The following is a 24,006-nucleotide window of genomic DNA, read 5'->3' as shown; positions in this document are numbered from 1 at the left end:
ACCCTCTTACCCTCGCCCGTCATGGTCGCACTCGACTCCGAGGACGACGCGATCCAGCGCGGCGAGTCGGCACCCGACTTCGAGTTGCCAGCCGCCAGCGGCGGCAGCCGTTCGCTGTCGGACTTCGCCGACCGCGAGGCCCTGCTGGTCGTGTTCACCTGTAACCACTGCCCGTACGCACAGGCCAAGTTCGACGAACTGAACCGTCTCGCGAGCGAGTACGACGACCTCGCCGTCGTCGGGATCAACCCAAACGACGCAGAGGAGTACCCCGACGACTCCTACGAACGGATGCAGGACCTCGTCGAGGACGGCACGATCCGGTACGACGCCTACCTCCGCGACGAGAGCCAGACCGTCGCCCGCGAGTACGGCGCGGTCTGTACGCCCGATCCGTTCCTGTTCGCCGTCGAGGACGGTGAGTTCCCCCTCGTCTACCACGGCCGCATCGACGACGCGCTGAATCCCGACGACGAGCCAACCGAGATGGAGATGCGCAACATCGTCGAGCGACTGCTGGCCGGGGAGGAGATCGACGACGAGTTCCGGCCCTCGCGGGGCTGTTCGATCAAGTGGACGGACGAGTGAACGGCCCGGCGCTGTCGCTCCTGGGTTAGTTCGGGACGCGAGCGGGGACGAACGAGGGTCGGTTCGAGGGTGTGACGCCGGGGTCACACCGGGGCTGTGCGCCGATCATTTCGCCGTCTGGGCGGTACCGGCCGTCGCGGTCTCACCGCCCATGGGGGCTGCGAGCCTGTAGACGCCGTACAGGCCCCAGACCAGCAGGCCGAGGCCGATCAGTCCGGCCCTGATCTCGGGCGAGACAGTCGGCGCGGCGATCACCTCGCCGGCCTCGGTGGTCACGGCAACCGGACTCGGGTTGCCGACGAACGTCTCGATCAGGCCGAGGACGACGGTGCCGACGACGATCAGCGCGCCGCCGACGAGCATCGCCGCCCTGTCGATCGTGGACATCGTGGATGTGGGTGTCATCTGTGGTCGCCTCTGTTAGCCGAGCAGGTACTTCAGGCGCGGGTGGTTCTGGACCAGATCCCAGTCCTCGATGTACCGGTCGAGGCCCACGACCCGGCCCGCGCCGAGGACGATCACCGTCACGAACAGCAGCAGGCCCATCAGGTCGCCGTTGACGAACCCGTGGCCGAAGCCGGCGTTCCCCAGGTAGAAGAACGCCATCAGGAACGCGCCCCAGAAGGCCGCGAACCTGACGAGCACTCCGAGGAGCAGGGCCAGCCCGATCATCGTCTCGCCGAACGGGATCATGAAGTTCACGAACCACGCGGCGTTGTTGCCGAACCAGACGGTGATCGGGGCCACGACGGTCCCCTGGGTCGCGCCGGTCAGCCAGCCGGTCGCCGTGAACGGCTCCGCGCTCGTCCACAGGTTCGCGTACTTGGTGATCCCCGCGTGGAAGAACCACCAGCCTGTCAGGAGCCGCAGCATCGCGGCCCAGTAGCCGGTCCAGGACCCCGACAGTTCGAGTGAGACGTCCTCACCGAGGACGCCTCGGGTGTCGACGTTCGTTGGCATTGTTGTAGCACCTCTACAGTTGAACCTAGACGACCGGTATATATCAAACGAACATGCTGTTTTCAGGCCGTAAGAATCCCCGAAACAGGAGGCTAACACGACCGAACGGCGTAAATTCCGCCCCGAATACGTTCGGGCCTGTCGTGATGTTCCGACAGGCGGTCGGAGATCGTACTGGTTCACGGTCGTGGTTGGCAGTGAAGACCCACTGCGACCAGCGAGGACCAGTCCTTTTGTCCACCGCTCCGAATCCCCGGACATGCCCGACATCCTCCCCGACGCGACGGCGGAGTTCGCCCGCGCCATCGGTCCCGAACCGGACGACGTGATCCGAGAGATGGACGCACAGGCCGAAAGCGAGGGGTTCCCCACGGTCGGCCCTGCAGTGGGTGGGTGGCTCCAGCTGCTCGCCCGCCTGGTTTCGGCCCGCCGCGTCTTCGAGTTCGGCTCCGGCTTCGGCTACTCGGCGTACTGGTTCGCGCAGGCGCTCCCCGACGACGGCGAGATCGTCCTCACGGAGGTCGACGCCGAGGAACTCGATCAGGCCCGCGAGTACATGGCCCGGGGCGGGTTCGACGACCTGGCCAGCTACGAACTCGGTGACGCTATCCGTACCGTGGGCGAGTACGCCGGTCCCTTCGACGCGGTCCTGATCGACAACGAGAAACACCGCTACCGCGAGGCCTTCGAGGCCGTCCGTCCGAAGGTCGCCGAGGGCGGTGTCGTGATCGCTGACAACGCCGTGACGGCCGGTCCCATCGACTTCGAGGCGCTCTCGGCGCTGGTGAAGGGGGAAGATACGGGCGACGTGAACGAACACACCGCGGGCGTCGCGGACTATCTGGAGCGGGTGGGCGCGGATCCGGCCTTCGAGACGGCGCTGATTCCCCTGGGTGAGGGGATCGCGGTGAGCCACCGCGTGGACTGACCGCCACTGCGGTTCCGCCGCGTGAATTACAGCATTTGATACTCGCTGGGCATCAGTTATATACGGCGGCTCGGAAGGTTCCCCAACCCGGGTTTCACATGAGCGAGTTGATGATCGACATACGGAAGCTGAGTATTTTCAACAAGATGGCCAAGGAGGGTGGGAACACGGTCGCCAACCACATGAGCCAGATGACCGGGATGAACACGGAGATGGAGATCACGAAGATCAACTTCATCGACATCCCGGACATCAAGACACACGTCGGTGACGACGAGCAGATCGGCATCTACATCGAGATGCAGGAGCCGCCACACGGGCACGTTCTCTTTCTGTTCAACGCCGACAGCGCCAAACGGCTGGCCGCCGGCATGCTCGGTGACATGGGCGGGACCGATCCCGACGCCGAAGGCTTCACCGAGATGGAAAAGAGCGCGATCCAGGAGATCGGCAACATCATGACAAGCGGGTTCATCGACGGCTGGGCCAACGTCCTGGAGACGACCATCGACATGTCGACGCCCAACTTCACGTTCGGGCCGGGCAGCGGGACCGTCGACGAGATCATCGGCGACCGCGACAACGACATGGCGCTCATGTTCGACTCCCGGGTCCACGCCCAAGACGAGGACATCAACGTCAAGGTGTACACCTTCCCCCAGCTCGAAGAACTCGTCGGGCTGATGCAACGGCTCGAAGTCTGACCACTCTTGACGTTTTTCCATCAGTTCTGAGGGGAACTATCATATGATGTGCGCCGTTGGGTTACCGCATGCCAGGAGGCACTGACCAGACACTGCGGCCGTTCCTGTGGCGTGCGGAGAATCTCTATTCCGACACCGAGATCGTCTCCCGCACCCACGAGGGAGTCGAACGGTACACCTACGACGAGTACAGCGACCGAACCGCACAGCTGGCTCACGCCCTGACCGACGCCGGCATGGGCGAGGGCGACCGCATCGCGACGTTCTGCTGGAACCACCACCGTCACTTCGAGACCTACTTCGGCATCCCGACGCTGGGCGCGCAACTCCACACCATCAACCCGCTCCTGCCCGACGAACACATCCAGTTCATCGTGGAGAACGCCGAGGACCGGGCTATCTTCGTCGACCCGTCGCTGGCCGAGAAACTTGCCGGCGCGTACGACGCGGACTCCTTCGACAGCGTCGAGCAGTTCGTGATCATGGGCGACTCGGTCCCGGACCTGCCCTTCGACGCCGTCGCCTACGAGTCGTTCATCGAGGGTCACGACACCGAGTACGACTGGCCGGTCGTCGACCAGGATCAGCCCGCCGGGATGTGTTACACATCAGGCACCACGGGCAAGCCCAAGGGCGTCGAGTACACCCAGCAGATGCTCTGGAGCCATACGATGGCGACCATGACGCCCCAGGGGCTGGGCATCGAGGACGACGACGTGGTGATGCCGGTCGTCCCGATGTTCCACGTCAACGCGTGGGGCATGCCGTTCTCGACGACGGCCGCCGGCGCGAAACACGTCTACCCCGGCCCGTCGCCCGAACCCGCGGACATCGCCCAGTTGATCGAGGAGGAGGGCGTCACCATCACGGCCGGCGTGCCGACCGTGTGGCTCGGTCTGCAGGAGTACATGCAGGCCGGCAACGAGGTCGACCTCTCGGAACTCGACACCGTCATCATCGGCGGCTCCGCGGCCCCGAAGGCCATGATCGAGTGGTTCGACCAGTACGACGTCTCCGTCACCCACGCCTGGGGCATGACGGAGATGTCGCCCATCGGCTCGGTCGCCCACCTCAAATCCGGGTTGGCCGAAGAACTCTCCTACGAGGAACAGATCGACCGCCGCGCGAAGCAGGGACTGATCGTCCCCGGACTGGAGTTCAAGGTCATCGACGACGAGGGCAACGAGGTGCCCTGGAACGGCGAGGACTTCGGCGAACTGTACGTCCGCGGCCCGTGGGTCACGCAGGAGTACTTCGAGCGCCCCGAGGCCAACGAGAACGACTTCGAGGGCAACTGGCTCAAGACCGGCGACGTGGTGACCGTCGACGAGGACGGCTACATCAAGATCGTCGACCGCGCCAAGGACGTGATCAAGTCGGGCGGGGAGTGGATCTCCTCGGTCGAACTGGAGAACGCCATCATGGCCAACGACGACGTGGCGGAAGCCGCCGTCGTCGGCGTCCCCCACGAGCGCTGGCAGGAACGGCCCGTGGCGTTCATCGTCCCTGTCGAGGGGGCCGACCCCGACGCGGTGGCTGAAGAGTTGCGCGAGCAGATCGGCGAGGACTACCCCAAGTGGTGGCTCCCCGACGACTTCATCCAGATCGACGAGGTGCCAAAGACCGCGACGGGCAAGTTCTCGAAGAAGGACCTCCGCGAGGAGTACGCCGACGAGGACCTCGTCGAGGGCCAGGTGCCCGAAGACGCCGCGCCCGACGGCGAGTGATCGGCTAACCCCCAACCGTTTCTTTCAGATCCGACCCCGACGGCGATGTCCGTCGTTCGTCGGACTGCCGTCCGTGTTCAGTACGGGATCACCTGGAAGCCGGTCGGCAGGAACAACCCGCCCAGCAGGAAGAGCAGAGCGGAGACGCCGGCGGTGACGAGGGCGTAGGGTATCTGGGTACGGATGTGGACCATGTGGTCGCTCCCGCTCGTCGACGAGGCCAGCACCGTCGTGTCGCTGATCGGCGACGCGTGATCGCCGAAGATGCCGCCGCTGAAGACGGCACCGAGGACCAGCGGGAGGTTCGCGCCGGTCGCGAACGCCAGCGGGATCGCGATGGGGAACATGATGCCGTAGGTCGACCACGAGGAGCCGTCGGCGAAGCTGACGAAACTCGTCACGGCGAAGACGCCGACCGGGATGATCCAGGCCGGCAGGCCACCGAAGACGTTGGTGACGAAGGAGGCGATCCCGAGCAGCGAGACGGCGTTCTGGATGGAACTGGCAAAGGCCAGGATGACGGCCGCGAGGAGGATCCCCTTGAACCCGACGAGCATCGCGTCCGTGGCGTCTTCGTTCGAGGGAATGTCGCCGCGGAGTCGGTACAGCCCGAACGCGACGACCAGCGCGGCGAAGGATGCGATTCCGAGTTGCACGCCGCCGATGTCGAACGCCCACGGGCCGCTGGGCGGGAGGATCAGCTCCCAGGCACCGATCGAGAAGAGCGTGGTCCCGGTCTTCCCTTCGACGTAGATGACGGGACCGCCACGCCAGAACATCGCGCCGAGGCCGACGACGACCATCGTCAGGATGGGGATAGCGAAGTTCCGCCAGTCCGGCGTCGCGCCCTCGTACATCTCGTACTCGTCCATCTCCTCGGAGATCATCGGGTCGGCGTCCTCGCCGACGACGCCCTCACCCGCACGGGCGCGCTCTTCTTCGCGTTTCATCGGTCCGAAGTTGGGGATCACCTGCCAGGCCACCAGTCCGGCGATGGTCAGCGCCACCCAGGAGTAAAAGCCGGTGAACAGCGTGTTGAAAAACAGCGGCCAGACGGCCCCCGTCGCGGCGCTGACGCTCTCGCCGCCGGTGCTGACGAAGTCGGACATCCGACTCGGGAGCAGGCCCTGCTGGTAGGCCTCGACGATCCCGCCGCCCATGAACCCGACCATCGCCGCGCCCCACGTCGAGTAGAAGGCCAGTCTGGCGGCCGGCGATCCGGCCGAGTCGACGTAGTACGCGAGTTTCGCCCGCGAGACGTCGTAGGCGTCGGTCAGCGGGCGCATCATCGACCCGACCACGAGACAGTTGAAGTAATCGTCTATGTGCACCGCGATACCCGCCAGAAACGCGGCCTTCTCGGCGTCGGCCGGGGATTCGACCCGGTCGCTCAGCGCCTCCAGGACGCCCTGAATCGCGCCCGCCCGGATCATCAGCCCGATCGTGCCGCCGATGGCGAAGATCGCGAGCAACACGTTCTCGACGTACCACGGGCCGAACATCGGCGCAGTCGCCATGATCTCGGGGACGAGTTTCAGCCCGAACACCGACCCGAGGACGACGCCGCCGACGCCGATCGTCCACGGGTCACCCTCGTCCTGCGGGTGTATCGTCCCGAGGTCGCCGCCCACCGTCACCAGGTCGGCCGGGACGCCGACCGCCTGCGGGTGGAGCGCACCCAGAATCACGCCCGCGGCGACGATGCCGGCGAAGAGACCGATCAGCGCGTCCCGCGTGTACCAGGCGAGACTGATCGCGAGCAGTGCGGGCACTATCGACCACGCGCCCGCAGCGACGCCCTGTACCATGGCCCCTCGTTTGACCCACGGCTGATTTATGCTCTCTGATAGTGATAGTGTGCCCGCGTTCAATCGAGCAATTCGTCGAACCGCTCGCCCAACTTCTCGACCGTCCAGCCCTCGGGGTCGACCATCGAGTTTTCGTCTCTCGGATCGGCGACGAGCGACACCATGTCGCCCTGCGCGCGCACGGTCTTCCCGTTGACGCCCTCGGCGGCCTCGCTGATCAGGTAGCCGACGACGGGCGCGACTTTCTCCGGCGGCATGTCGTCCTCGCCGAAGGGGCGTTTCTCCTCGGGGATGTCCTCGATCATGCGAGTGTAGGCGACGGGCATGAGCACGTTCGCGCGGGCCTCGTAGCGGGGGAGTTCCGCCGACGCAGTGCGGATCAGTCCCAGTACGCCGGCCTTGGCCGCCGAGTAGTTGGCCTGCCCGGCGTTGCCGAGCGCGGAGGGGCTGGTGACGCCGACGAAGGCTCGCTCCCGGTCGGCGTCTTTGGAAGTCTCGTCCCAGTGGCGGGCGAGGTTCCGGAGCAGGGCGAAGTGGCCGCGAAGGTGCACGTCGATCACGGTGTCCCAGTCCTCCCCGGTCATCTCCGTGAGGTAAGCGTCGCGCAGCACGCCCGCGAAGTTGACGGCGGCGTCGACGTGGCCGTACTCCGCCACCGCGTCCGCGATCAGTTCCTCGGTGTAGTCCAGATCGGTCACGTCACCGAAGTGGGCCATCGCGGTACCGCCAGCGTCGCGGATGGCCGCGACCGTCTCGTCGGCAGGCTCCGAACTCTCGCCCTCGCCGCCGAGGGAGGTCCCGAGGTCGTTCACGACCACCGTCGCGCCCTCGCTGGCGAGGTGTTTCGCAGTCGCTTCGCCGAGGCCGCGACCCCCGCCAGTCACGATACAGACCGTCCCGTCGAGCGGACCTGTGTCCGTCATCGCCGGAGTAGCTGTTCGGCTCCGGTATAGGAATGTCGACACGATCCGGCGGGGCCGACCCCCCGCTCCACACCGGGATGGAAACTAGAACCGAGTTTACAATTTACGATGTTCCAGTCAACTTTTGGTTGTGGGGCACTCGTTAACTGACGGTCATGGAACTGCTAACGGACGACGTGGTTCCGGACGGTGCCCGCGACGTGAAACAGGAGGCCCGGGAGTTCGCTGCGGAACACATCGAGCCAGTGGCTGCGGACTACTACGAGTCCGGCGAGTACCCGTGGGACGTGCTGGAGGCCGGGATGGACGCTGGGCTGGTGGCCCAGGACATCGGCGAGGAGTACGGCGGTCGCGGGCTCTCCCTGCGGGAGGTGCTGGCGATGGCCGAGGAGTTCTACCGCGCCGACGCCGGGATCGCGCTGACCCTCCAGCTCGCGAGTTTCGGCGCGGAGATGCTCGAGGAGTACGGCGAAGACTGGCAGAAAGAGGAGTATCTGCGCCCGGTCGCCGAGAACGAGCAGTTGACCGGGCTGGCGGTGTCCGAACCCGAGACCGGGAGCGACCTCGCGGGGATGGAGACGACGGCCGAGAAACGCGAGGCGCGAAGCGCCTCGGAACGGAGCGGCACAGCCGCGGAGAAGGACGGCGACGAGTGGGTGCTGAACGGCGAGAAGTACTGGATCGGCAACGGCGTCGAGGCCGACTGGGTGACGCTGTACGCCCGGACGGACGACGACGAGGACGACAGGTATGGAAACTTCTCCCTGTTCATCGTCCCCACCGACGTCGACGGGTACGAGGCCGAACACATCCCCGAGAAGATGGGCTTTCGCGCCTCCAAACAGGCCCACATCCACCTGAACGACGCCCGCATTCCCGAGGATCACGTCATCGGGACCGAGGGGACCGGTTTCTACATGCTCGCGGACTTCTTCAACCACGGGCGCGTGGTGGTCGGCGGGCACGGCCTCGGCCTCGCGGCGGCGGCCATCGAGGAGGCACACGAGTTCGTCCACGGCCGGCAGGCCTTCGGCCGCGACGTGAGCGAGTTCCAGAAAGTTCAGCACATCCTCGCGGACATGCGGACGGAGTTCGAGGCCGCCCGGTCGCTCAACTGGCGGGCCGCCGAGAAGGTCGCGAACGACGACAACTCCGGGTTCTGGGCCGCACAGGCCAAAGTCAAGTCGACCGAAACGGCGACGATGTGTGCCGAACGCGGCATGCAACTCCACGGCGGCCGATCGGTCCTCACCGAGAACCGGATCTCGCGGGTCTACCGGGACGTTCGCATCCCCGTGATCTACGAGGGTGCAAACGAGATCCAGCGCAACCTGATCTACGGGCAGTGGAAGCAGTAGGCCCGTGGCCTCCGATCAGGGCCGCGACCGGAGGTAGCCCCCGCTTCCCACCGTGACGACGCCGACCAGTATCGACAGGAACCGGAGCAGGTTACCACCGTCGGTCAGGGGTGGCTGGCCGAGTCTGGTCTCCATCAGGTTGTACTCGTTCTCCTCGCGCGGTTCCGGAGGCTGATCGGCCGTTCCGTTCGCTTGCGCGTCGGCCGTGTCGCCGCCGGCAGCCTCGGAACCGCCCGTCCCGCCGACTTCGCCGCCCTCGTCGGGCGGCCGCCGCTCGCGGACCGGTCGCTCGTCGACCGACGGGAAGTCGGGGTCGTCCGGCCGCTCGATGGCGACGGCTCTCGGGCCGAACCCGGACCGAACGTCCTCCTCGGAATCGGCCCGGTACTCGAAGTCCGACGCACCCGTTCCCGCCGGGGCTCGATAGTGTCCGTCGTTGCGGAGCGACCGTTCGTACAGTTCTTTCCCGCGGTCCGAGAGGTTCTCGTAGGCGATCACGGTCACCCCTCGCTCTTCGAGTTCCGACTCGCTCATCGTGAACTCGCCGCGGATGTCGTGGAAGAGGACGGACTGGACCGGGGCTACCGCCGGCGCGATCAGCAGGACGGCTCCGACGACGAGCAGCGCGACCGAGATCTTCGAGCGGTCGATCACTGCAGATCACTCCGTTGGAACCGCAGGTAGCCGAGTACGAGCGGGAGCACCAGCCACGCCGCGAACACGACGAGGGCGAACTCGTCGGTGAGGTACACCGGGAGCGACTCCCGTGCCTCCTCGGTCAGTCGGAGCGGGTCCCGCTGCATCGCCGCGGGATAGACGAGGTTGACCGCTTTCTGGTAGGCGATGTATGGGCTGACGTAGTCGACGGCGGCGTAGAGATGCAGGTTCCGGTCGAACCCGAGGATCGTGTCGTGAATCAGGCTCACGATCCGGGAGAACCCGAAGGTGGTGTTCAGGATGACGAGCACGAAGTACGAACCGATGGCGGCGGCGATGGACTGACTCCGACTGGCGGCCGCCGAGGAGAAGGCGACGGTCAGGGCGACGAACGCCCAGGCGTACAGCAGCGAGACGGCCAGCACGCCGACGGCGACGCCGACCGGCAGGACGCCGTACTTCGCGACCGTGACGCTCGTCGCCGCGACGAACATGAACAGGACGATCGCGCTGACCACGCCCAGTCGACTCAGCAGTTTTCCGACGAACACGTCCCGTCGGGTGTTCGGGAACGCGAGCAGGAACTTGATGCCGCCGCTGGCCCGTTCGCCGGTGATCGACATGTAACTCGCCACGATGGCGACGATGGGGACGAGCAGGCCGACCAGCGCGACCACCAGTCCGTACGCGTTCTGGGCCTCGCTTTTCGGCGACGCTGTCCCCATGCTCACGTACGCCACCATCGCCGCGAGGATGGCGAGACAGACCGCTACACCCCAGAGCGCGCCGGATCGCCGCACGCTCGTGAGGTCCTTCGAGAGGACGCTCTGGACGCTCACTGGACCACCTCCGCGGCCGCCTCGTTCTCGCGGCCGCCCTCGGTCAACTCGTTGAACAGCGTCTCCAGCGACACGGTCGAGGAGAGCACGTCGACCACGTCGGCGCGCTCGGCGACGTGTGTAATCACGTCGACCTTCCGGGCGGGGTCGGCACACGTGACCGACAGCGTGTGCCCGTCGACGGCCACGTCGACCACGCCGTCGAGGGCCTCGACACCGAGATCGGTCGGCGGGGCCGCACACTGTAGTTCGAGTGTCGCGTGCCCGCCCACGCTGTCGCGCAGGCCGTCGATGCTGTCGACCGCGACCAGTTCGCCCTCGTTCATCACGCCGACCCGGTCGCTGACCGCCTCGACCTCCGCGAGGTGGTGGCTGGAGAAGAACACCGTCGTCCCGTCGGCGGCCACGTCGGCGACGACTTCCCGCATCGTCCGGATGCCGTTTGGATCCAGCCCGGTCGAGGGTTCGTCGAGGATCAGGAGGTCGGGGTCGTCGATCAGCGACATCGCGAACGCGAGGCGCTGTTGCATCCCCTTGGAGTACCCCTTCGCCATCCGCTCGGCGTCGTCGGTCAGGCTCACGAGATCGAGCAGGGTCTCGGGGTCGTCGTCGGCGTCTTTCGTCCGGATCGCCCACTCCAGATACTCCCGGCCGGTGAGCGGATCGTCGAAGCCGTAGCCCTCCGGGAGGACGCCGACGCGCTCGCGGATCTTCGCCGGGTGTTCTTGGGCGTCCATACCGAACACCTCCGCGGTGCCGCCGGTGGGTCGGATGTAGTCCAGCAGGAGGTTGATCGTCGTCGACTTCCCCGCGCCGTTGGGGCCGAGGAAGCCGAACACTTCCCCGTCCTCGACGGTCAGATCGAGGTCGACGACGGCGTCCACGTCGCCGAAGGATTTGGTCAGCCCGCGCGTCTCGATGGTGGCCACGCTCAGATCACCCCCGAGAGCGGGCGTTCGGGATCGGTCGTCGATGCTGTGCGTGGAGGGGGGCCGGTTTGGGGACCGTCCATACCGGGATTCGTGCAGACTAATCGATATGTTTTCCGGTCTCCGCTCGGGCCGTCGGCAGGCGGAGGTCGACGACCGCGCCGTCGTCCTCGCGGATCGCCATCTCGCCGCCGTAGGACTCCGTTATCGCCTTGACAGTCCAGAGGCCGAGGCCGCTCCCGTGCTGGAGCTGGGTGATGTCCCGATCGCCCAGCACCACCTCCCGCTCCACGTCCGGGATGCCGGGGCCGTCGTCCGCGACGGTGAGAGCGGTCCGACCGCCGTCCCGGCGGGCCGAGACCGTGATCCGTGGCTCCTCGCCCGCGTACTCCAGGGCGTTCTCGATCAGGTGATCGAGCGCCGTCTCCAGGTGTTCGTCCGCCCGGACCGACAGTCCCTCGGGAACCTCGACCCCAATCGTCGCGTCACCTTCGGTGTCGGTGACGACGCTTTCGACGAGGTCCCGGAGGTCGACGGACGCGGCACCGGAGTCGTGTTCGACGGCCTGCTGGTACTCCCTGAGCGTGTCGTTGAGTTCGGCGAGTCCCTCGGCTTTCCGCCGGAGCTTTCGGGCCATCTCGGCGAGGTCCGCGTCCTCGACCCGCTCGGCGAGCACCTCCGCGAGGCCGACGATGACCTGCGTGTCGTTGCGGAGGTTGTGCCGGGTCAGCCGGTTGAGGACGGCCAGCTTCTCCCGTTCCGTGGCGAGTTCGCCGGCCCGGATGCGCCGCACGTCGTTGACGCCGATGAGAACGTGTGCCACCGCACTGACGCCGAGGACCACCGCGGCGACGAACGTCGGCACTGTCGCGCCCGGATACGCGACCACCAGCGCGAGGACGGTCCCGAGCGCGACGAGTCCGAGGAGGTTCCAGCCGGCGACCCGGAGCGCACGATTCCCGGAGAGATCGCTCCGTGCCAGCCAGCCACCGCCGACGACGAGCAAGAGTCCGAGCACCACGCCGATGGCGGCCACGAGAGTGCCGTACAGGCCGAGACCGCCCGCGATCAGCGCTCCGGCAGGGGGAGCGAAAATGCCGACGCCGGTCAGGGAGATCGACCCGCCGGCGAGCAATCGCTTCGCGTTCATGATCGCGTGTGGCCCCTGGGCAGGATGGCCCAACGAACCTGATGTGTTGGATCAGAGATACGAACCATGTCGATAACTAGGCGTCAGACGGTGACAAGGGTTCGTACCGGCTCAGTCGTCGAAACGGCTCACTGCTCGACGACGCCGTAGGCCGACTCCAGATGGTCGACGATCCAGTCGACGGTGTCGGGGTCGTACGTCCAGAAGCCGTAGAATTTTCGGGGGTCGCGCTCTTCGGCCAGCAGGGCGCACTTGTTTCCCGCCTCGCCGTTCTGGTCTCCGGGTTCGCCGGTTTCCGTCGGCGTCGCGGACGCCCCACCGTCGAACACCACGAACCAGCAGCGCTCGATTTCGTTGGCGCGCTCGATGTGGAGAGTGAAGCCCTCGTGCTCCGGTGGTTCTTCGTCGGGGGTGGCGTAGGTGTGGACGTCGAGGTTCTTCGAGGCCAGTCGTTCGTAGACCGGCAGTTCGCCGCGCAGCGTCGAGAGGTACTGGAAGCCGGCGTGGAGCGTCCCGTCGCCGACCCGCCAGGCGCGGTCCTCGATCTCCCGGGAGGCGGCCACCATCTGTTCGATGCTCCAGGAGGTGAACATGGTCTCGTCCATGTGATCGAGGATCGGCTGGTACGGGCTGTCGGAGAGCCCCAGCGCACCGTCCGTGCCGTCGAGCATCCGCTGGAGGTCGGTGATGCTCGTCGCCGTCAACACCTCCTCGGCCTCGCTCAGCGTGACGAACTGGCCCGGTTTGCCGCTCGGCGTCGTCTCTCGCCTGACCGTCACGTTCCGGTCTGCGAACCGCTCGCGAAACTCCGCCGCCACGTCCGAATCCGCGTTGAAAACCGTCAGCGTCTTCTCGTGGTCCTCGACTCCCGCGATCAGTTCCGAAAGTGACATTCGCTTCGTAACTACCACGTTCTCGGCGCGTAAATCGTTTGCGAGGCAGTGACGCACACCCGTCCATCGGAAACCGGAGACACGCCGGAACCCCGATTCGGCCGACTTCGGGATCGCTGGCCGTCGCTATGCCTCCAACTGTCATGATTAATACATGGTAACACGTCGCAAACTCTTTTGTCCCGGCGCGACGTTTTCCCGCTAGGGCGGCCGATTCGGCCACCGATCTATCATGACAGAACTAATGTGGCGCATCGCTGGCGGGTCCGGCGACGGGATCGACTCGACCAGTCAGAACTTCGCCAAGGCACTGATGCGTGCGGGACTCGACGTATTCACACACCGACACTACCCCTCCCGGATCCGGGGCGGCCACACCTACGTCGAGGTACGGGCCGACGAGGACCCCGTCCGGTCGCGGGGCGACGGCTTCAACTTCCTGCTGGCGCTGGGCGACAGTTTCGCCCGCAATCCACAGGAAGGGTCCGATACCGTCTACGGCAACGAGGAGATCAAACCTCTCTCGGAGAATCTGGACGATCTCAACGAGGGCGGTGTGATCGTCTACGACGAGGGCCTGCTCGACGAGGAGACGCTGGAGCGGGCCGACATCGACCTGGAGGCGATGGCCGAGGAGAACGACTGGCACGTCTACCCGCTGGACCTCCGGGGCCTCGCCCGCGAACACGGCCGGGAGGTGATGCGCAACACCGCCGGCGTCGGCGCGACCGCCGCCTTGCTCGACATGGACCTCCAGCACATCGAGGCGCTGATGGAGGACGCCATGACCGGCGAGGTGCTGGAGGCGAACCTCGACATCCTCGAACGTGCTCACGAGTCGGTGAACGAGGAGTACGAGTTCACCCACGACCTCCGGACCCCGACCGGTGACCACGACGAACAGCAGGTCCTGATGTCGGGGAGCAACGCCGTCGCCTACGGGGCCATCGACGAGGGCTGTCGGTTCATCTCGGGCTACCCGATGACCCCCTGGACCGACGTGTTCACGATCCTCTCCCAGCACCTCCCGAAGTTCGGCGGCATCGCCGAGCAGGTCGAAGACGAGATCGCCGCCGCCTCCCTCGCCGTGGGGGCGTCCCACGCCGGCGTCAAGGCGATGTCCGGCTCTTCGGGCGGCGGATTCGCGCTGATGTCCGAACCGCTCGGGCTGGCGGAGATGACCGAGACGCCGATCGTCCTGATCGAGGCGATGCGGGCCGGCCCCTCGACGGGGATGCCCACGAAACCCGAGCAGGCCGACCTCGAGCACATCCTCTATACGAGTCAGGGTGACTCCTGCCGGATCGTGTTCGCGCCCGCGAACGTCCGGGAGTGTTACGACCAGACTCGCGCGGCCTTCCGACTGGCCTACGAGTACCAGCTCCCGGCCATCGTCATCATCGACCAGAAGCTCTCCGGCGAGATGCGCAACGCAGACGAGTCCTTCTTCGATCGGGAGCCCAACGCCGATCCGGGTAGCGTCCTCACGGAAGAGGAGATCCGCGAGGCGGCCCACCACGAGTCGGGGAAGTTCAAGCGCTATCAGCACGACACCGAGAACGGCGCGAGTCCGCGCGCGATCCCCGGACAGAAGGACGGTCGCTTCCTCGCGTCGGGTAACGAACACACGCCGGAGGGCCACATCAGTGAGAGCCCGACCAACCGCGTCGCCCAGATGGACCGGCGGATGTCGAAACTCGACTCGATCCGGGCGGAACTGGACGACGGCGACTCGTCCCACCAGACCCACTACGGCCCCGAGGACGCCGAGTACGGGCTGCTGGTGTGGGGCAGTCAGCAGGACACCGTCTTCGAGGCCGTCGATCAGTTGAACGAGGCCGGCGAGTCCGTGAAGGCGCTTGGCGTCAGCGACCTCATGCCCTACCCCGAAGACGAGGTGTCGGCGTTCCTCGAATCCGTCGAGTCCTGCCTGGTGGTCGAGATGAACGCCTCGGCGCAGTTCCGGGGGCTGACCCAGAAGGAACTCGGCCGGTTCGGGCCGAAACTCAACAGCCTCCTGAAGTACAACGGCGAGGCCTTCGAGCCCTCCGAGGTCGTCGAGGGCTTCGAGCGCATCGTCTCCCGGGACGCCGCGATCCCGGAGGGAACCAAGTTCGTGCCCGCGGCAGGTGACTAACCATGAGTGTATTCAGCGCAATCGGCGAGGAACGGGAGATCGACCGCGACGAGTTCACACCCGGCATCGAACCGCAGGCGACGTGGTGTCCGGGCTGTGGCGACTTCGGCGTCCTGAAGGCGCTGAAACAGGCCATGCCCGAGATCGGCCGCACCCCCGACGAGACCCTGCTGGTCACCGGGATCGGCTGTTCGGGCAAGCTCTCCTCTTACTTCGAGAGCTACGGCTTCCACAGCATCCACGGCCGCTCGCTGCCCGTGGCCCGGGCCGCCAAACTCGCCAACCCCGGCCTCGAGGTGATCGCGGCGGGCGGTGACGGCGACGGCTACGGTATCGGCGGCAACCACTTCATGCACACCGCCCGGGAGAACCACGACATGACCTACATCGTGTTCAACAACGAGATCTTCGGGCTGACGAAGGGCCAGACCTCCCCGACCAGTCCGAAGGGGCACAAATCGAAGACCCAGCCCCACGGCAGCGCCAAGGACCCCGTGCGGCCCATGTCGCTGTCGCTGGCCTCCGGATCGTCCTACATCGCCCGGACGGCGGCGGTCAACCCCAACCAGGCAAAGGAGATCCTGATCGAGGCCATGGAACACGACGGGTTCGCCCACGTCGACTTCCTCACCCAGTGTCCCACCTGGAACAAGGACGCCAAGCAGTACGTCCCGTACACGGACGTGCAGGACGACGACGAGTTCGACTTCGACGTGACCGACCGGCGTGAAGCCGCCGACGCCATGTACGAGGCCGAATCCCGCCTCCACGAGGGCGAGGTACTGACGGGGCGGTTCTACGTCGACAGCGACCGCCCGTCCTACGGCGAGGAGAAACGCGCCACCGACGAGATGCCGGACGATCCGCTGGCGGAGCGGTACCTCGACGAGGACAGCGAGTGGGAGCGCTCGGCGGACCTGCTCCACCACCACCGCTGAGGACGACGCGTTTCGCGCACACCGAACACCCGGTTTCCGTCTGTGAGCCGAAACTTTCGGCCTGTTCGACCCGTTTTCGGGTTCGGAAGATATTTTTTCCCGGACGCAAAACCTACCCGTATGGCAGTCGAGTCCACGGAGGAGCGAATCCTGTCCGTCCTCGAAGAGGACGCACAGGCCTCCTACGCAGAGATAGCCGAGCGGGCCGACGTCTCGAAGCCCACGGTGCGGAAGTACATCCAACAGCTCGAAGAGGACGGTGTGATCGTGGGGTACTCCGCGGACGTGGACCCGAAGAAACTCGCGTCGAAATCCATCGCGCTGGTGGGGATCGACGTGGAGAGCGAACGCTACGTCGAGGTGACCCGGGACCTCAAGGAGATCGACGCGATCGACGCCCTCTACACGTCGAGCGGTGACCACATGCTGATGGCGGAGGTGCACGCCCCCGACGGCGACGCGCTGGGCGACGTGATCAACGAGGAGATCGTCGACCGCGACGGCGTCGCCGCCGCACACCCTTCCTTCCTCCAGGAACGACTGAAGTAACCCGGCTCCGTGGACGCGGTGCGTACTGTTTATACACGCTCGTCCGTCATGGAAGGACATGGATACCCGGCTGGTCGTGGGGTGTGGATCGGTCGGTTACGATCTCGTCTCGGCGCTCGCGGACAGGCCGGGCGAGCTATCGGTTCTCGAGGAGAGCGAGCGACGCGTCGAGCGCCTGCGCGAGGAAGGTATCGCCGCGTCCCACGTGGACCGTCTCGACGCCGCGACGCTGGGTGATCACGCCGACGGCGTCGACACGGTCGTCGTCGCGGGCGACGACCCCCGGGAGAACTACCGCCGGGCGACCGTCGCCAGCGAGGCTATCCCCGACGCCATGCTGTTCGCCTTCGCTGGTCTCGAACCGGACGAGGCCGTCCTCTCCCAACTGCGGTCGCTGACGGACACGCTGGTCGAACCCGGGACCGTGACTGCCGACTTCCTGGGTCGTCGGATCGGCGACGAGGGGCTCCAGACCCGGAAACTCCGCCAGGCCTTCTGGGACATCGAGGAGCCCCTGGCCATCGTCGCCCACGACAATCCCGATCCCGACGCCATCGCGAGCGCGGTGGCGCTCGAACGGGTCGCGTCGGTGCTGGGCGTCGAGGCCGAGGTGTGTTACTACGGGGAGATATCCCACCAGGAGAACCGTGCGTTCGTCAACCTGCTGGAGTACGACCTGACACAGCTTGACCCCGACGCCGACCTCGACCGGTTCGGCGGGTTCGCGCTGGTCGATCACTCCCGGCCGGGCGTCAACGACCAGTTGCCCGAGGACACGCCCGTCGACATCGTCATCGACCATCACCCACCGCGAGCGCCGGTCGACGCACGGTTCGTCGACCTCCGGAGCAACGTCGGCGCGACCAGCACCCTGCTGGTGCAGTACCTCGACCAGTTCGGCATCGCCATCGAGGCCGACGTGGCGACCGGCCTGCTCTTTGGCATCCGGATCGACACGAACGACTTCAGCCGGGAGGTGTCGACGGCGGACTTCGAGGCGGCCGCGACGGTCGTCCGGACCGCGGACATGGGCGCGCTCGACCGGATCGAGTCCCCGTCGATCAGCGGCGACACGTTCGACACGATCGCGCAGGCCATCTCCAACCGCCACCGCCGGGGCCCCGTCCTGACCAGTTGCGTCGGCGAGTTGAACGACCGGGACGCCCTCGCACAGGCCGCCGACCGCCTGCTGAACCTGGAGGGGGTACAGGCGACCGTCGTATACGGCCTCATCGACGGCGTGATCTACGTCTCCAGTCGCGCCCGCGGGACCGACCTCGACCTGGGCGAGACGCTGCGGTCGGCGTTCGACCAGATCGGCAGCGCCGGCGGCCACGCCGACATGGCCGGTGCACAGATCCCCGTCGTCGACACCGCTCTGGACCCGGCGAGCGACGGCGAGACCCCCGGCGATGACGAGCCCAGCGCGGACGCGACGGCGGTGGGCGGGGACGGCGACGCGGACGCGGCGACCCCGGATGCGACCGCAAACGGTGACGACGCGAGCCCCGACGCCGACACAGACGGGCTCGTGGGAACAGATCTCGCCGGCGATCTGGAGGAGTTCGTGGCCGAGCGGTTCTTCGAGGCGCTCCGGGAACGGCCGCCGGACGAGCGGACGGGGCTGTTACTGGGCGGCACGTTCACGGAGCAGGAGCCGGGCTGGTGATCGCTCGGCGGTCGGGCGGCCGTCGGCGAAGGGGTTATCCCGGCGCGGGGAGATGTCACGGGTGATGGATTCCGAGGACGAGAAGCCACGCGTCAAAGACTACATGACCCGGGACGTGGTGACCGTCTCGCCGGACGATTCGGTCGAAACCGTCGCGCGTCGAATCGCCGACAGCGACGACACCCACAGCGGGTTCCCGGTCTGTGACGGCCGTCACGTCGAGGGGTTCGTCAGCGCCCGCGACCTCCTGCTCGCGGAGGACCACGACCCCATCTTCAAGGTCATGACCCAGGATCTGCTGGTCGCCCACCCGGAAATGAAGCTCAACGATGCCGGCCGCGTCATCCTCCGGTCGGGCATCCAGCGGCTCCCCGTCGTCGACGACGCCGGCAACCTCGTCGGGATCATCTCGAACGCCGACGTGATCCGCAGCCAGATCGAACGCGCCACCCCCGGCAAGGTCGAGAAACTCCAGCGCACCCTCGAAACCATCCACGGGATCGAGGCCCGAGAGGACCGTCGCGAAGTCTCCCTGGAGAAACTCACACCGACCCAGAGCAGGGTCTACGCCGACGAACTGGAGGGGCGACGCTACGAACTGGAACGCGGTCTCGCGGAACCGCTGGTCGTCATCGACAACGACGGAGAGGTTCTCCTGGCCGACGGCCACCACCGCGTCAAGGCCGCCGACAGCCTCGGGATCGAGGAGATGGACGCCTACCTCATCGTCATCGACGAGCGGGTCGACCTCGGGATGGCCGAGACCGCACGGAAGGAGGACCTGAACTCGATCGACGACATCGAGGAGGTCGAGTACGCCCACCACCCGCTGGTCGAGACGACCAAACGGTTGCAGGACGACGCCTGAACGATCTGTAGAGCGACTGCCTGTGGCCGAACTGTTAAGCGCGTCCCGTGTGTAATTGTCTGGCATGTACGACGAGGACGACCTCGCTGCCATTCGGGAGCGCCGCGAGGAGTGGGAACGCGAGACGCGCGACCCAGTACTCGACCGGCACGGCGAGCGAAAGGATCGGTTCGCGACCGTCTCCAACCACGAGGTCGACCGCCTCTACACCCCCGAGGACGTGGCCGATCTGGACTACGGCGATGATCTGGGCTTTCCCGGCGAGGAACCCTACACCCGGGGCGTCTACCCCACGATGTACCGCGGCCGGACCTGGACGATGCGGCAGTTCGCCGGCTTCGGGACCGCCGAGGAGACCAACGAGCGCTTTCACTACCTGATCGACGAGGGCCAGACCGGACTCTCCGTCGCGTTCGACATGCCCAGCCTGATGGGACTGGACAGCGACGACCGGATGAGTCAGGGCGAGGTCGGCCGGGAGGGCGTCGCCGTCGACACGCTCCGGGACATGGAGATCCTCTTCGACGGGATCGACCTCGGTGAGGTCTCGACCTCCTTCACGATCAACCCGAGTGCGCCGGTGATCTACGCGATGTATCTCGCACTCGCGGACGATCAGGGCGTCCCCCGCGAGGAGATCCGCGGGACCCTCCAGAACGACATGCTCAAGGAGTTCATCGCCCAGAAGGAGTGGGTCGTTCCCCCGGCGGCCTCGCTCGATATCGTCACCGACGTGATCGAGTTCGCCGTCGCGGAGACGCCGAAATTCAAGCCCGTCTCGATCTCCGGCTATCACATCCGCGAGGCCGGGTCGACCGCAGTCCAGGAACTGGCCTTCACCCTCGCCGACGGGTTCGCCTACGTCGAGGACTGTCTCGACCGCGGACTGGATGTCGACGAGTTCGGGCCACAGCTCTCCTTTTTCTTCAACTCCCACAACTCCATCTTCGAGGAGGTGGCGAAGTTCCGGGCGGGCCGTCGGATCTACGCCCGGCTGATGGACGAGTGGTACGACGCGGAGTCAGACGCGACGAAGCAGATGAAGTTCCACACCCAGACGGCGGGGCAGTCGCTGACGGCCCAGCAGCCCATGACCAACATCGTCCGCGTGACGATCCAGGCGCTGGCGGGCGTACTGGGCGGCACCCAGAGCCTCCACACCAACAGCTTCGACGAGGCGCTGGCCCTGCCGAGCGAGGAGGCGGTCCGGGTCGCCCTGCGGACCCAGCAGATCATCGCCGAGGAGTCCGGCGCGGCCGACATCGTCGACCCGATGGGCGGGAGCTACGCCATCGAGGCCCTGACCGACGAGGTCGAAGCCGAGACGATGGCCTACCTCGAAGAGATCAAAGCGATGGGCGACGGCTCGGTCCGGGACGGTGTGCTAACGGGGATCGAAGACGGCTACTTCCACCGCGAGATCCAGGACTCGGCCTACGAGTACCAGGAACGCGTCGACGAGGGGGAGGAGGTCGTCGTCGGCGTCAACGAGTACACCATCGCCGAGGACACCTCGCCGGACCTGTTGCGGGTCGACGAGACGACGGGCGAGCGCCAGCGCGAGCGCCTGGCCGAGGTGAAAGACGAGCGCGACGACGAGGCAGTCGAGGACGCGCTTTCCGACCTGCGGACAGCCATCGAGAACGACGAGAACGTGATGCCCGCTATCGTCGACGCGGTGAAAGTCTACGCCACGATGGGCGAGATCATGGGCGTCTTCGAGGAGCACCACGGCTCCTATCAGGAGGCGCTCGGACTGGCCTGATCGACGTCGGTGGTCGCCCGCGCATGTCGAGCCCCCTACATTGAAGCGGTCGCGGCTCCTCGGGGGTGCCATGATCGAACGAGTGGCGGCCGGACGCGTCGGTCCAGACCACGATGACTGACCGCATCTCGGTTTGTGTCGTCGCGGAGGCCGCGGACGCGACCGAGCGGGTCCGCCGGGCGCTCGCCGCCGTCGCAGACGGGGACGTGACCGTCGTGGAGCGGGACGCGTCCGCCGTGGAGTCGGACGCCTCGGCGCTGGACTGCGTCGTGGCCGTCACACCCCAGTCCGACGCGGACTGGGAGCGACTCGCCGACCGCGGAACTCTCCCCCTCGTCGTCCTCGCGGCCCCCGACGAGGCGGCCGCGGTCCGCCGCCGCGCCGAGGAAGGAGGCGTGACCGACGTGGTCGTGACCGACGAGGACCGGTTCGCTGCGCTGGCGAACCGCGTGCTGGGCGTGGTCCGGGGTCGCCGGTCGATGGAGGACCCGGGGTCGGCGGCCGACACTGGGCCGGACGGGCGGTACCTGCGCGACCTCTACGACGTGGCGACCGACGAGACGCTGACCTTCGAGGAGAAGGCCGACCGCATCCTCGGGATCGGACTCGACAGGTTGGGCGTCGAAAACGCGCACTTCTCGACGATCGACCGCGAGCCCGAGCGGTACGAGGTGGTCGCGAGCGTCGGCGAACTGCCCATCGAACCCGGCGAGTTGCTGGAGTTGCCCGAGACGTTCTGTCGGCGGACGATCCAGTCCGAGGAGGTGTTGACGATCGCTCACGCCGCCGAGGAGGGGTGGGTCGGCGATCCGGCCTACGAGGCAACCGGCGTGGAGTGCTATCTCGGCGCTCGCATCACCGTCGGCGGGTCGCTGTACGGCACCGTCTGCTTCATGGACCGCTCGGCACACCCCTCGTTCGACGAGGCCGAACGGGCCTTCGTCAGCCTCGTCGCGCGGTGGCTCAGCCACGAACTCGAACGGGCGCGCCGCGAGGACGCTCTCGATCGGCTCCACGACGGCACCGCCGACCTGCTTCGGGCGCGGACGGCGACCGCGGTCTGTGAGACGGCCACAGAGGTGACCGCGACGGTGCTTGACGCCCCCCGAAGTCGGGTCTGGCTGGTCGACGACGAAGCCGGGACGACGCTCCGCCCGGCCGCGAGCCACGGCTGTTCGGACGACCCCGGCCGGATCGACCGTAGCGACGACCGCGGAGAAAAACTCTGGACCGCACTCGACACGGGCGAGACCGGCCGGTACGGCGGCCTGTCCGAGCAGGAGTCGGATCGAGACTCCGACGGTGATCGGACCCCCTCGGGTAATCCCGGGGAACTGGACGGCTGTGGTTTCGGCTCCCTGACCCGGAGCGCACTCGTCACACCGCTCGGAACCGAAGGGGTCCTCGTGGCGGGCTCGGAGACGGTCGATGCCTTCGACGGCATCGACAGGTCGATGGCGGGGATGCTCGGCTCGAACGTGGTGGCGGCCCTCGACCGGACCGACTGGATCGAGCAGTTACAGGGTGCCCGCGAGCGGTTCCGGCGTATCTTCGAGTCGGCAAGCGACGGCCTCCTGCTGGTCGACGACGAGGCCGACGAGATCGTCGACTGCAACGACCGGATCTGTGAGCTACTGGGGTACGACCGGGCGGCGCTCCGGACGATCGCGCCCTCGACGATCTGTCGCGACGACCTCGACGCCTTCCGGCGGCTGCTCGACCGCACCCACGACAACGGCCGCGCGCGGGCCGACGAACTCGTCTGTCGGACGGGAGACGGCGGTCACGTACCGGTCGCCGTCTCGGCCGCCGCGCTGGAACTCGACGGCGAGGAGTACGTCCTCGCCAGTCTGCGAGACGTGCGCGACCGCAAACGCCGCGAACAGGCGCTGAGCGTGTTCAACCGCGTCCTCCGGCACAACATTCGCAACGACATGAACGTCATCGTCGGGCGCGCCTCGATCCTCGAAGCGTCGCTCGACGACGAGGACGATCTGACTCACCTCGCTCGCATCATGGAGACCGCACGCAATCTGGCGGATCTGGGCGAGAAAGCCCGGACGTTCGGCCAGCTGGACGAGCGCGATCCCGACGCCGACAGCGTCGAACTCGGGCCGTTCGTCGACCGGGTCGGCGAGTCCCTGGTCGAAGAGTACCCCGACGCGACAGTGACGGTGCGGGGTGATCGCGAGGCCGTCGCCGCCGTCGATCCGACGCTCGACGTGGCCGTCCGGGAACTTCTGGAGAACGCCATCAAACACGCCCGGACCGACGAACCGACCGTCGACGTGGCCATCACGCGGGCGGCCGACGGCGTGACGGTCAGGATCGCCGACGAAGGGCCGGGCCTCCCCGACCAGGACCACGCCGTGCTGGAAGGGGGGCTGGAGACGCCACTGGACCACGGGAGCGGACTGGGGCTCTGGCTGGCCGACTGGGTCGTCACCGCCGCCGGCGGGTCGATCTCGGTGCTCGAAGCGGACGCGGACGGCACCGTGATCGAACTGTCGCTCCCGGTCGGCACCGACGCGTCCCGCGACCGCTGAGCGCTTCCGGGTTCCCACCGCGCGGATCCGTCGGAAACTACTATTAGGTTTACCCTCGTTGTGGCAGGCA

The 24,006-nt window shown here is 66.8% G+C and carries 21 protein-coding genes; 12 read left to right on the top strand and 9 right to left on the bottom strand.

Translation table 11 applies throughout. The features are described 5' to 3' along the window. Positions 1 to 21: 21 nt before the first annotated feature. On the top strand, positions 22 to 588 hold the full coding sequence (locus BV210_RS02285) for a thioredoxin family protein (protein WP_077205078.1): 567 nt from the start codon (positions 22 to 24) through the stop codon (positions 586 to 588). A 105-nt stretch (positions 589 to 693) separates the two neighbouring features. Here BV210_RS02285 and BV210_RS02280 read toward each other — a convergent pair whose 3' ends face one another. Both BV210_RS02280 and BV210_RS02275 read right to left on the bottom strand, forming a co-directional pair. Then, positions 694 to 993, bottom strand: a complete 300-nt coding sequence (locus BV210_RS02280; RefSeq protein WP_077205077.1) for a hypothetical protein — start codon at positions 991 to 993, stop codon at positions 694 to 696. A 15-nt stretch (positions 994 to 1,008) separates the two neighbouring features. Next, a complete protein-coding gene (locus BV210_RS02275) occupies positions 1,009 to 1,548 on the bottom strand; it encodes a TQO small subunit DoxD (RefSeq protein WP_077205076.1) in 540 nt (179 codons plus the stop codon). Positions 1,549 to 1,807: 259 nt separating this feature from the next. Here BV210_RS02275 and BV210_RS02270 point away from each other — a divergent pair, with 259 nt between their 5' ends. From BV210_RS02270 to BV210_RS02260, 3 genes are all read left to right on the top strand, one after another. Then, entirely contained in the window at positions 1,808 to 2,476 is a 669-nt protein-coding gene (locus BV210_RS02270; RefSeq protein WP_077205075.1) for an O-methyltransferase, read from the top strand. Positions 2,477 to 2,586: 110 nt separating this feature from the next. Further along, positions 2,587 to 3,180 carry a chemotaxis protein CheC gene (locus BV210_RS02265; RefSeq protein WP_077207939.1) on the top strand — a complete coding sequence of 198 codons (594 nt, stop codon included), beginning with the start codon at positions 2,587 to 2,589 and terminating at the stop codon, positions 3,178 to 3,180. 68 nt (positions 3,181 to 3,248) lie between these two features. Beyond that, a complete protein-coding gene (locus BV210_RS02260) occupies positions 3,249 to 4,907 on the top strand; it encodes a long-chain fatty acid--CoA ligase (RefSeq protein WP_077205074.1) in 1,659 nt (552 codons plus the stop codon). A 77-nt stretch (positions 4,908 to 4,984) separates the two neighbouring features. On the opposite strand, the gene BV210_RS02255 is transcribed toward BV210_RS02260, so the two are convergent. Both BV210_RS02255 and BV210_RS02250 read right to left on the bottom strand, forming a co-directional pair. Continuing rightward, positions 4,985 to 6,715, bottom strand: a complete 1,731-nt coding sequence (locus BV210_RS02255) for a Na+/H+ antiporter NhaC family protein (RefSeq protein ID WP_077205073.1) — start codon at positions 6,713 to 6,715, stop codon at positions 4,985 to 4,987. A gap of 59 nt (positions 6,716 to 6,774) precedes the next feature. After that, complete coding sequence (locus BV210_RS02250) at positions 6,775 to 7,638, bottom strand: SDR family NAD(P)-dependent oxidoreductase (RefSeq protein ID WP_077205072.1); 864 nt, start codon at positions 7,636 to 7,638, stop codon at positions 6,775 to 6,777. Positions 7,639 to 7,793: 155 nt separating this feature from the next. Here BV210_RS02250 and BV210_RS02245 point away from each other — a divergent pair, with 155 nt between their 5' ends. Continuing rightward, entirely contained in the window at positions 7,794 to 8,996 is a 1,203-nt protein-coding gene (locus BV210_RS02245; RefSeq protein WP_077205071.1) for an acyl-CoA dehydrogenase family protein, read from the top strand. Positions 8,997 to 9,011: 15 nt separating this feature from the next. Here the strand turns inward: BV210_RS02245 and BV210_RS02240 are convergent, their stop codons facing one another. The 5 genes from BV210_RS02240 to BV210_RS02220 all read right to left on the bottom strand — a co-directional run bounded on the left by BV210_RS02240 (position 9,012) and on the right by BV210_RS02220 (position 13,464). After that, positions 9,012 to 9,650: a hypothetical protein gene (locus BV210_RS02240; protein ID WP_077205070.1), complete on the bottom strand. Its 639-nt coding sequence runs from the start codon at positions 9,648 to 9,650 to the stop codon at positions 9,012 to 9,014. Beyond that, positions 9,647 to 10,492, bottom strand: coding sequence for an ABC transporter permease subunit (locus BV210_RS02235; protein ID WP_077205069.1), 846 nt, complete (start codon positions 10,490 to 10,492; stop codon positions 9,647 to 9,649). The genes BV210_RS02240 and BV210_RS02235 overlap by 4 nt, the downstream gene beginning before the upstream one ends. Continuing rightward, positions 10,489 to 11,421, bottom strand: coding sequence for an ABC transporter ATP-binding protein (locus BV210_RS02230; RefSeq protein WP_077205068.1), 933 nt, complete (start codon positions 11,419 to 11,421; stop codon positions 10,489 to 10,491). Before BV210_RS02230 ends, BV210_RS02235 begins: the two co-directional genes overlap by 4 nt. Positions 11,422 to 11,521: 100 nt before the next feature. Then, positions 11,522 to 12,571 carry a HAMP domain-containing sensor histidine kinase gene (locus tag BV210_RS02225; protein WP_077205067.1) on the bottom strand — a complete coding sequence of 350 codons (1,050 nt, stop codon included), beginning with the start codon at positions 12,569 to 12,571 and terminating at the stop codon, positions 11,522 to 11,524. A 128-nt stretch (positions 12,572 to 12,699) separates the two neighbouring features. Continuing rightward, complete coding sequence (locus tag BV210_RS02220; RefSeq protein WP_077205066.1) at positions 12,700 to 13,464, bottom strand: DICT sensory domain-containing protein; 765 nt, start codon at positions 13,462 to 13,464, stop codon at positions 12,700 to 12,702. 232 nt (positions 13,465 to 13,696) lie between these two features. On the opposite strand from BV210_RS02220, the gene BV210_RS02215 reads away from it, so the two are divergent. The 7 genes from BV210_RS02215 to BV210_RS02185 all read left to right on the top strand — a co-directional run bounded on the left by BV210_RS02215 (position 13,697) and on the right by BV210_RS02185 (position 23,936). Further along, complete coding sequence (locus BV210_RS02215) at positions 13,697 to 15,601, top strand: 2-oxoacid:acceptor oxidoreductase subunit alpha (protein WP_077205065.1); 1,905 nt, start codon at positions 13,697 to 13,699, stop codon at positions 15,599 to 15,601. A gap of 2 nt (positions 15,602 to 15,603) precedes the next feature. Beyond that, the gene (locus BV210_RS02210) at positions 15,604 to 16,539 is read left to right on the top strand and encodes a thiamine pyrophosphate-dependent enzyme (protein ID WP_077205064.1); all 936 of its coding nucleotides are present in this window, start codon (positions 15,604 to 15,606) and stop codon (positions 16,537 to 16,539) included. A 120-nt stretch (positions 16,540 to 16,659) separates the two neighbouring features. Further along, positions 16,660 to 17,088, top strand: coding sequence for an HTH-type transcriptional regulator LrpA1 (lrpA1, locus tag BV210_RS02205; RefSeq protein WP_077205063.1), 429 nt, complete (start codon positions 16,660 to 16,662; stop codon positions 17,086 to 17,088). Positions 17,089 to 17,146: 58 nt separating this feature from the next. Then, positions 17,147 to 18,757: a bifunctional oligoribonuclease/PAP phosphatase NrnA gene (locus BV210_RS02200; protein ID WP_077205062.1), complete on the top strand. Its 1,611-nt coding sequence runs from the start codon at positions 17,147 to 17,149 to the stop codon at positions 18,755 to 18,757. A 64-nt stretch (positions 18,758 to 18,821) separates the two neighbouring features. Further along, a complete protein-coding gene (locus BV210_RS02195; protein WP_077205061.1) occupies positions 18,822 to 19,625 on the top strand; it encodes a CBS domain-containing protein in 804 nt (267 codons plus the stop codon). 64 nt (positions 19,626 to 19,689) lie between these two features. Then, positions 19,690 to 21,390: a methylmalonyl-CoA mutase gene (locus tag BV210_RS02190; protein ID WP_077205060.1), complete on the top strand. Its 1,701-nt coding sequence runs from the start codon at positions 19,690 to 19,692 to the stop codon at positions 21,388 to 21,390. Positions 21,391 to 21,503: 113 nt separating this feature from the next. Then, on the top strand, positions 21,504 to 23,936 hold the full coding sequence (locus BV210_RS02185; protein ID WP_077205059.1) for an ATP-binding protein: 2,433 nt from the start codon (positions 21,504 to 21,506) through the stop codon (positions 23,934 to 23,936). Positions 23,937 to 24,006: the final 70 nt, after the last annotated feature.

Source organism: Halorientalis sp. IM1011, from assembly GCF_001989615.1.
Classification (GTDB): domain Archaea; phylum Halobacteriota; class Halobacteria; order Halobacteriales; family Haloarculaceae; genus Halorientalis.
The sequence above is the reverse complement of the archived record's forward strand: the minus strand, read 5'-3'. Positions and strand labels throughout refer to the sequence as shown.

What these genes read in the sequence shown, in the direction of transcription:
- BV210_RS02190 (WP_077205060.1), top strand. Translation starts at nt 19,690, where the DNA reads ATGTACGACGAGGACGACCTCGCTGCCATTCGGGAGCGCCGCGAGGAG.
- BV210_RS02210 (WP_077205064.1), top strand. Translation starts at nt 15,604, where the DNA reads ATGAGTGTATTCAGCGCAATCGGCGAGGAACGGGAGATCGACCGCGAC.
- BV210_RS02250 (WP_077205072.1), bottom strand. Translation starts at nt 7,638, where the DNA reads ATGACGGACACAGGTCCGCTCGACGGGACGGTCTGTATCGTGACTGGC.
- BV210_RS02275 (WP_077205076.1), bottom strand. Translation starts at nt 1,548, where the DNA reads ATGCCAACGAACGTCGACACCCGAGGCGTCCTCGGTGAGGACGTCTCA.
- BV210_RS02280 (WP_077205077.1), bottom strand. Translation starts at nt 993, where the DNA reads ATGACACCCACATCCACGATGTCCACGATCGACAGGGCGGCGATGCTC.
- BV210_RS02200 (WP_077205062.1), top strand. Translation starts at nt 17,147, where the DNA reads ATGGATACCCGGCTGGTCGTGGGGTGTGGATCGGTCGGTTACGATCTC.
- BV210_RS02220 (WP_077205066.1), bottom strand. Translation starts at nt 13,464, where the DNA reads ATGTCACTTTCGGAACTGATCGCGGGAGTCGAGGACCACGAGAAGACG.
- BV210_RS02195 (WP_077205061.1), top strand. Translation starts at nt 18,822, where the DNA reads ATGGATTCCGAGGACGAGAAGCCACGCGTCAAAGACTACATGACCCGG.
- BV210_RS02265 (WP_077207939.1), top strand. Translation starts at nt 2,587, where the DNA reads ATGATCGACATACGGAAGCTGAGTATTTTCAACAAGATGGCCAAGGAG.
- BV210_RS02260 (WP_077205074.1), top strand. Translation starts at nt 3,249, where the DNA reads ATGCCAGGAGGCACTGACCAGACACTGCGGCCGTTCCTGTGGCGTGCG.
- BV210_RS02245 (WP_077205071.1), top strand. Translation starts at nt 7,794, where the DNA reads ATGGAACTGCTAACGGACGACGTGGTTCCGGACGGTGCCCGCGACGTG.
- BV210_RS02255 (WP_077205073.1), bottom strand. Translation starts at nt 6,715, where the DNA reads ATGGTACAGGGCGTCGCTGCGGGCGCGTGGTCGATAGTGCCCGCACTG.
- BV210_RS02270 (WP_077205075.1), top strand. Translation starts at nt 1,808, where the DNA reads ATGCCCGACATCCTCCCCGACGCGACGGCGGAGTTCGCCCGCGCCATC.
- BV210_RS02225 (WP_077205067.1), bottom strand. Translation starts at nt 12,571, where the DNA reads ATGAACGCGAAGCGATTGCTCGCCGGCGGGTCGATCTCCCTGACCGGC.
- BV210_RS02215 (WP_077205065.1), top strand. Translation starts at nt 13,697, where the DNA reads ATGACAGAACTAATGTGGCGCATCGCTGGCGGGTCCGGCGACGGGATC.
- BV210_RS02185 (WP_077205059.1), top strand. Translation starts at nt 21,504, where the DNA reads ATGACTGACCGCATCTCGGTTTGTGTCGTCGCGGAGGCCGCGGACGCG.
- lrpA1 (WP_077205063.1), top strand. Translation starts at nt 16,660, where the DNA reads ATGGCAGTCGAGTCCACGGAGGAGCGAATCCTGTCCGTCCTCGAAGAG.
- BV210_RS02285 (WP_077205078.1), top strand. Translation starts at nt 22, where the DNA reads ATGGTCGCACTCGACTCCGAGGACGACGCGATCCAGCGCGGCGAGTCG.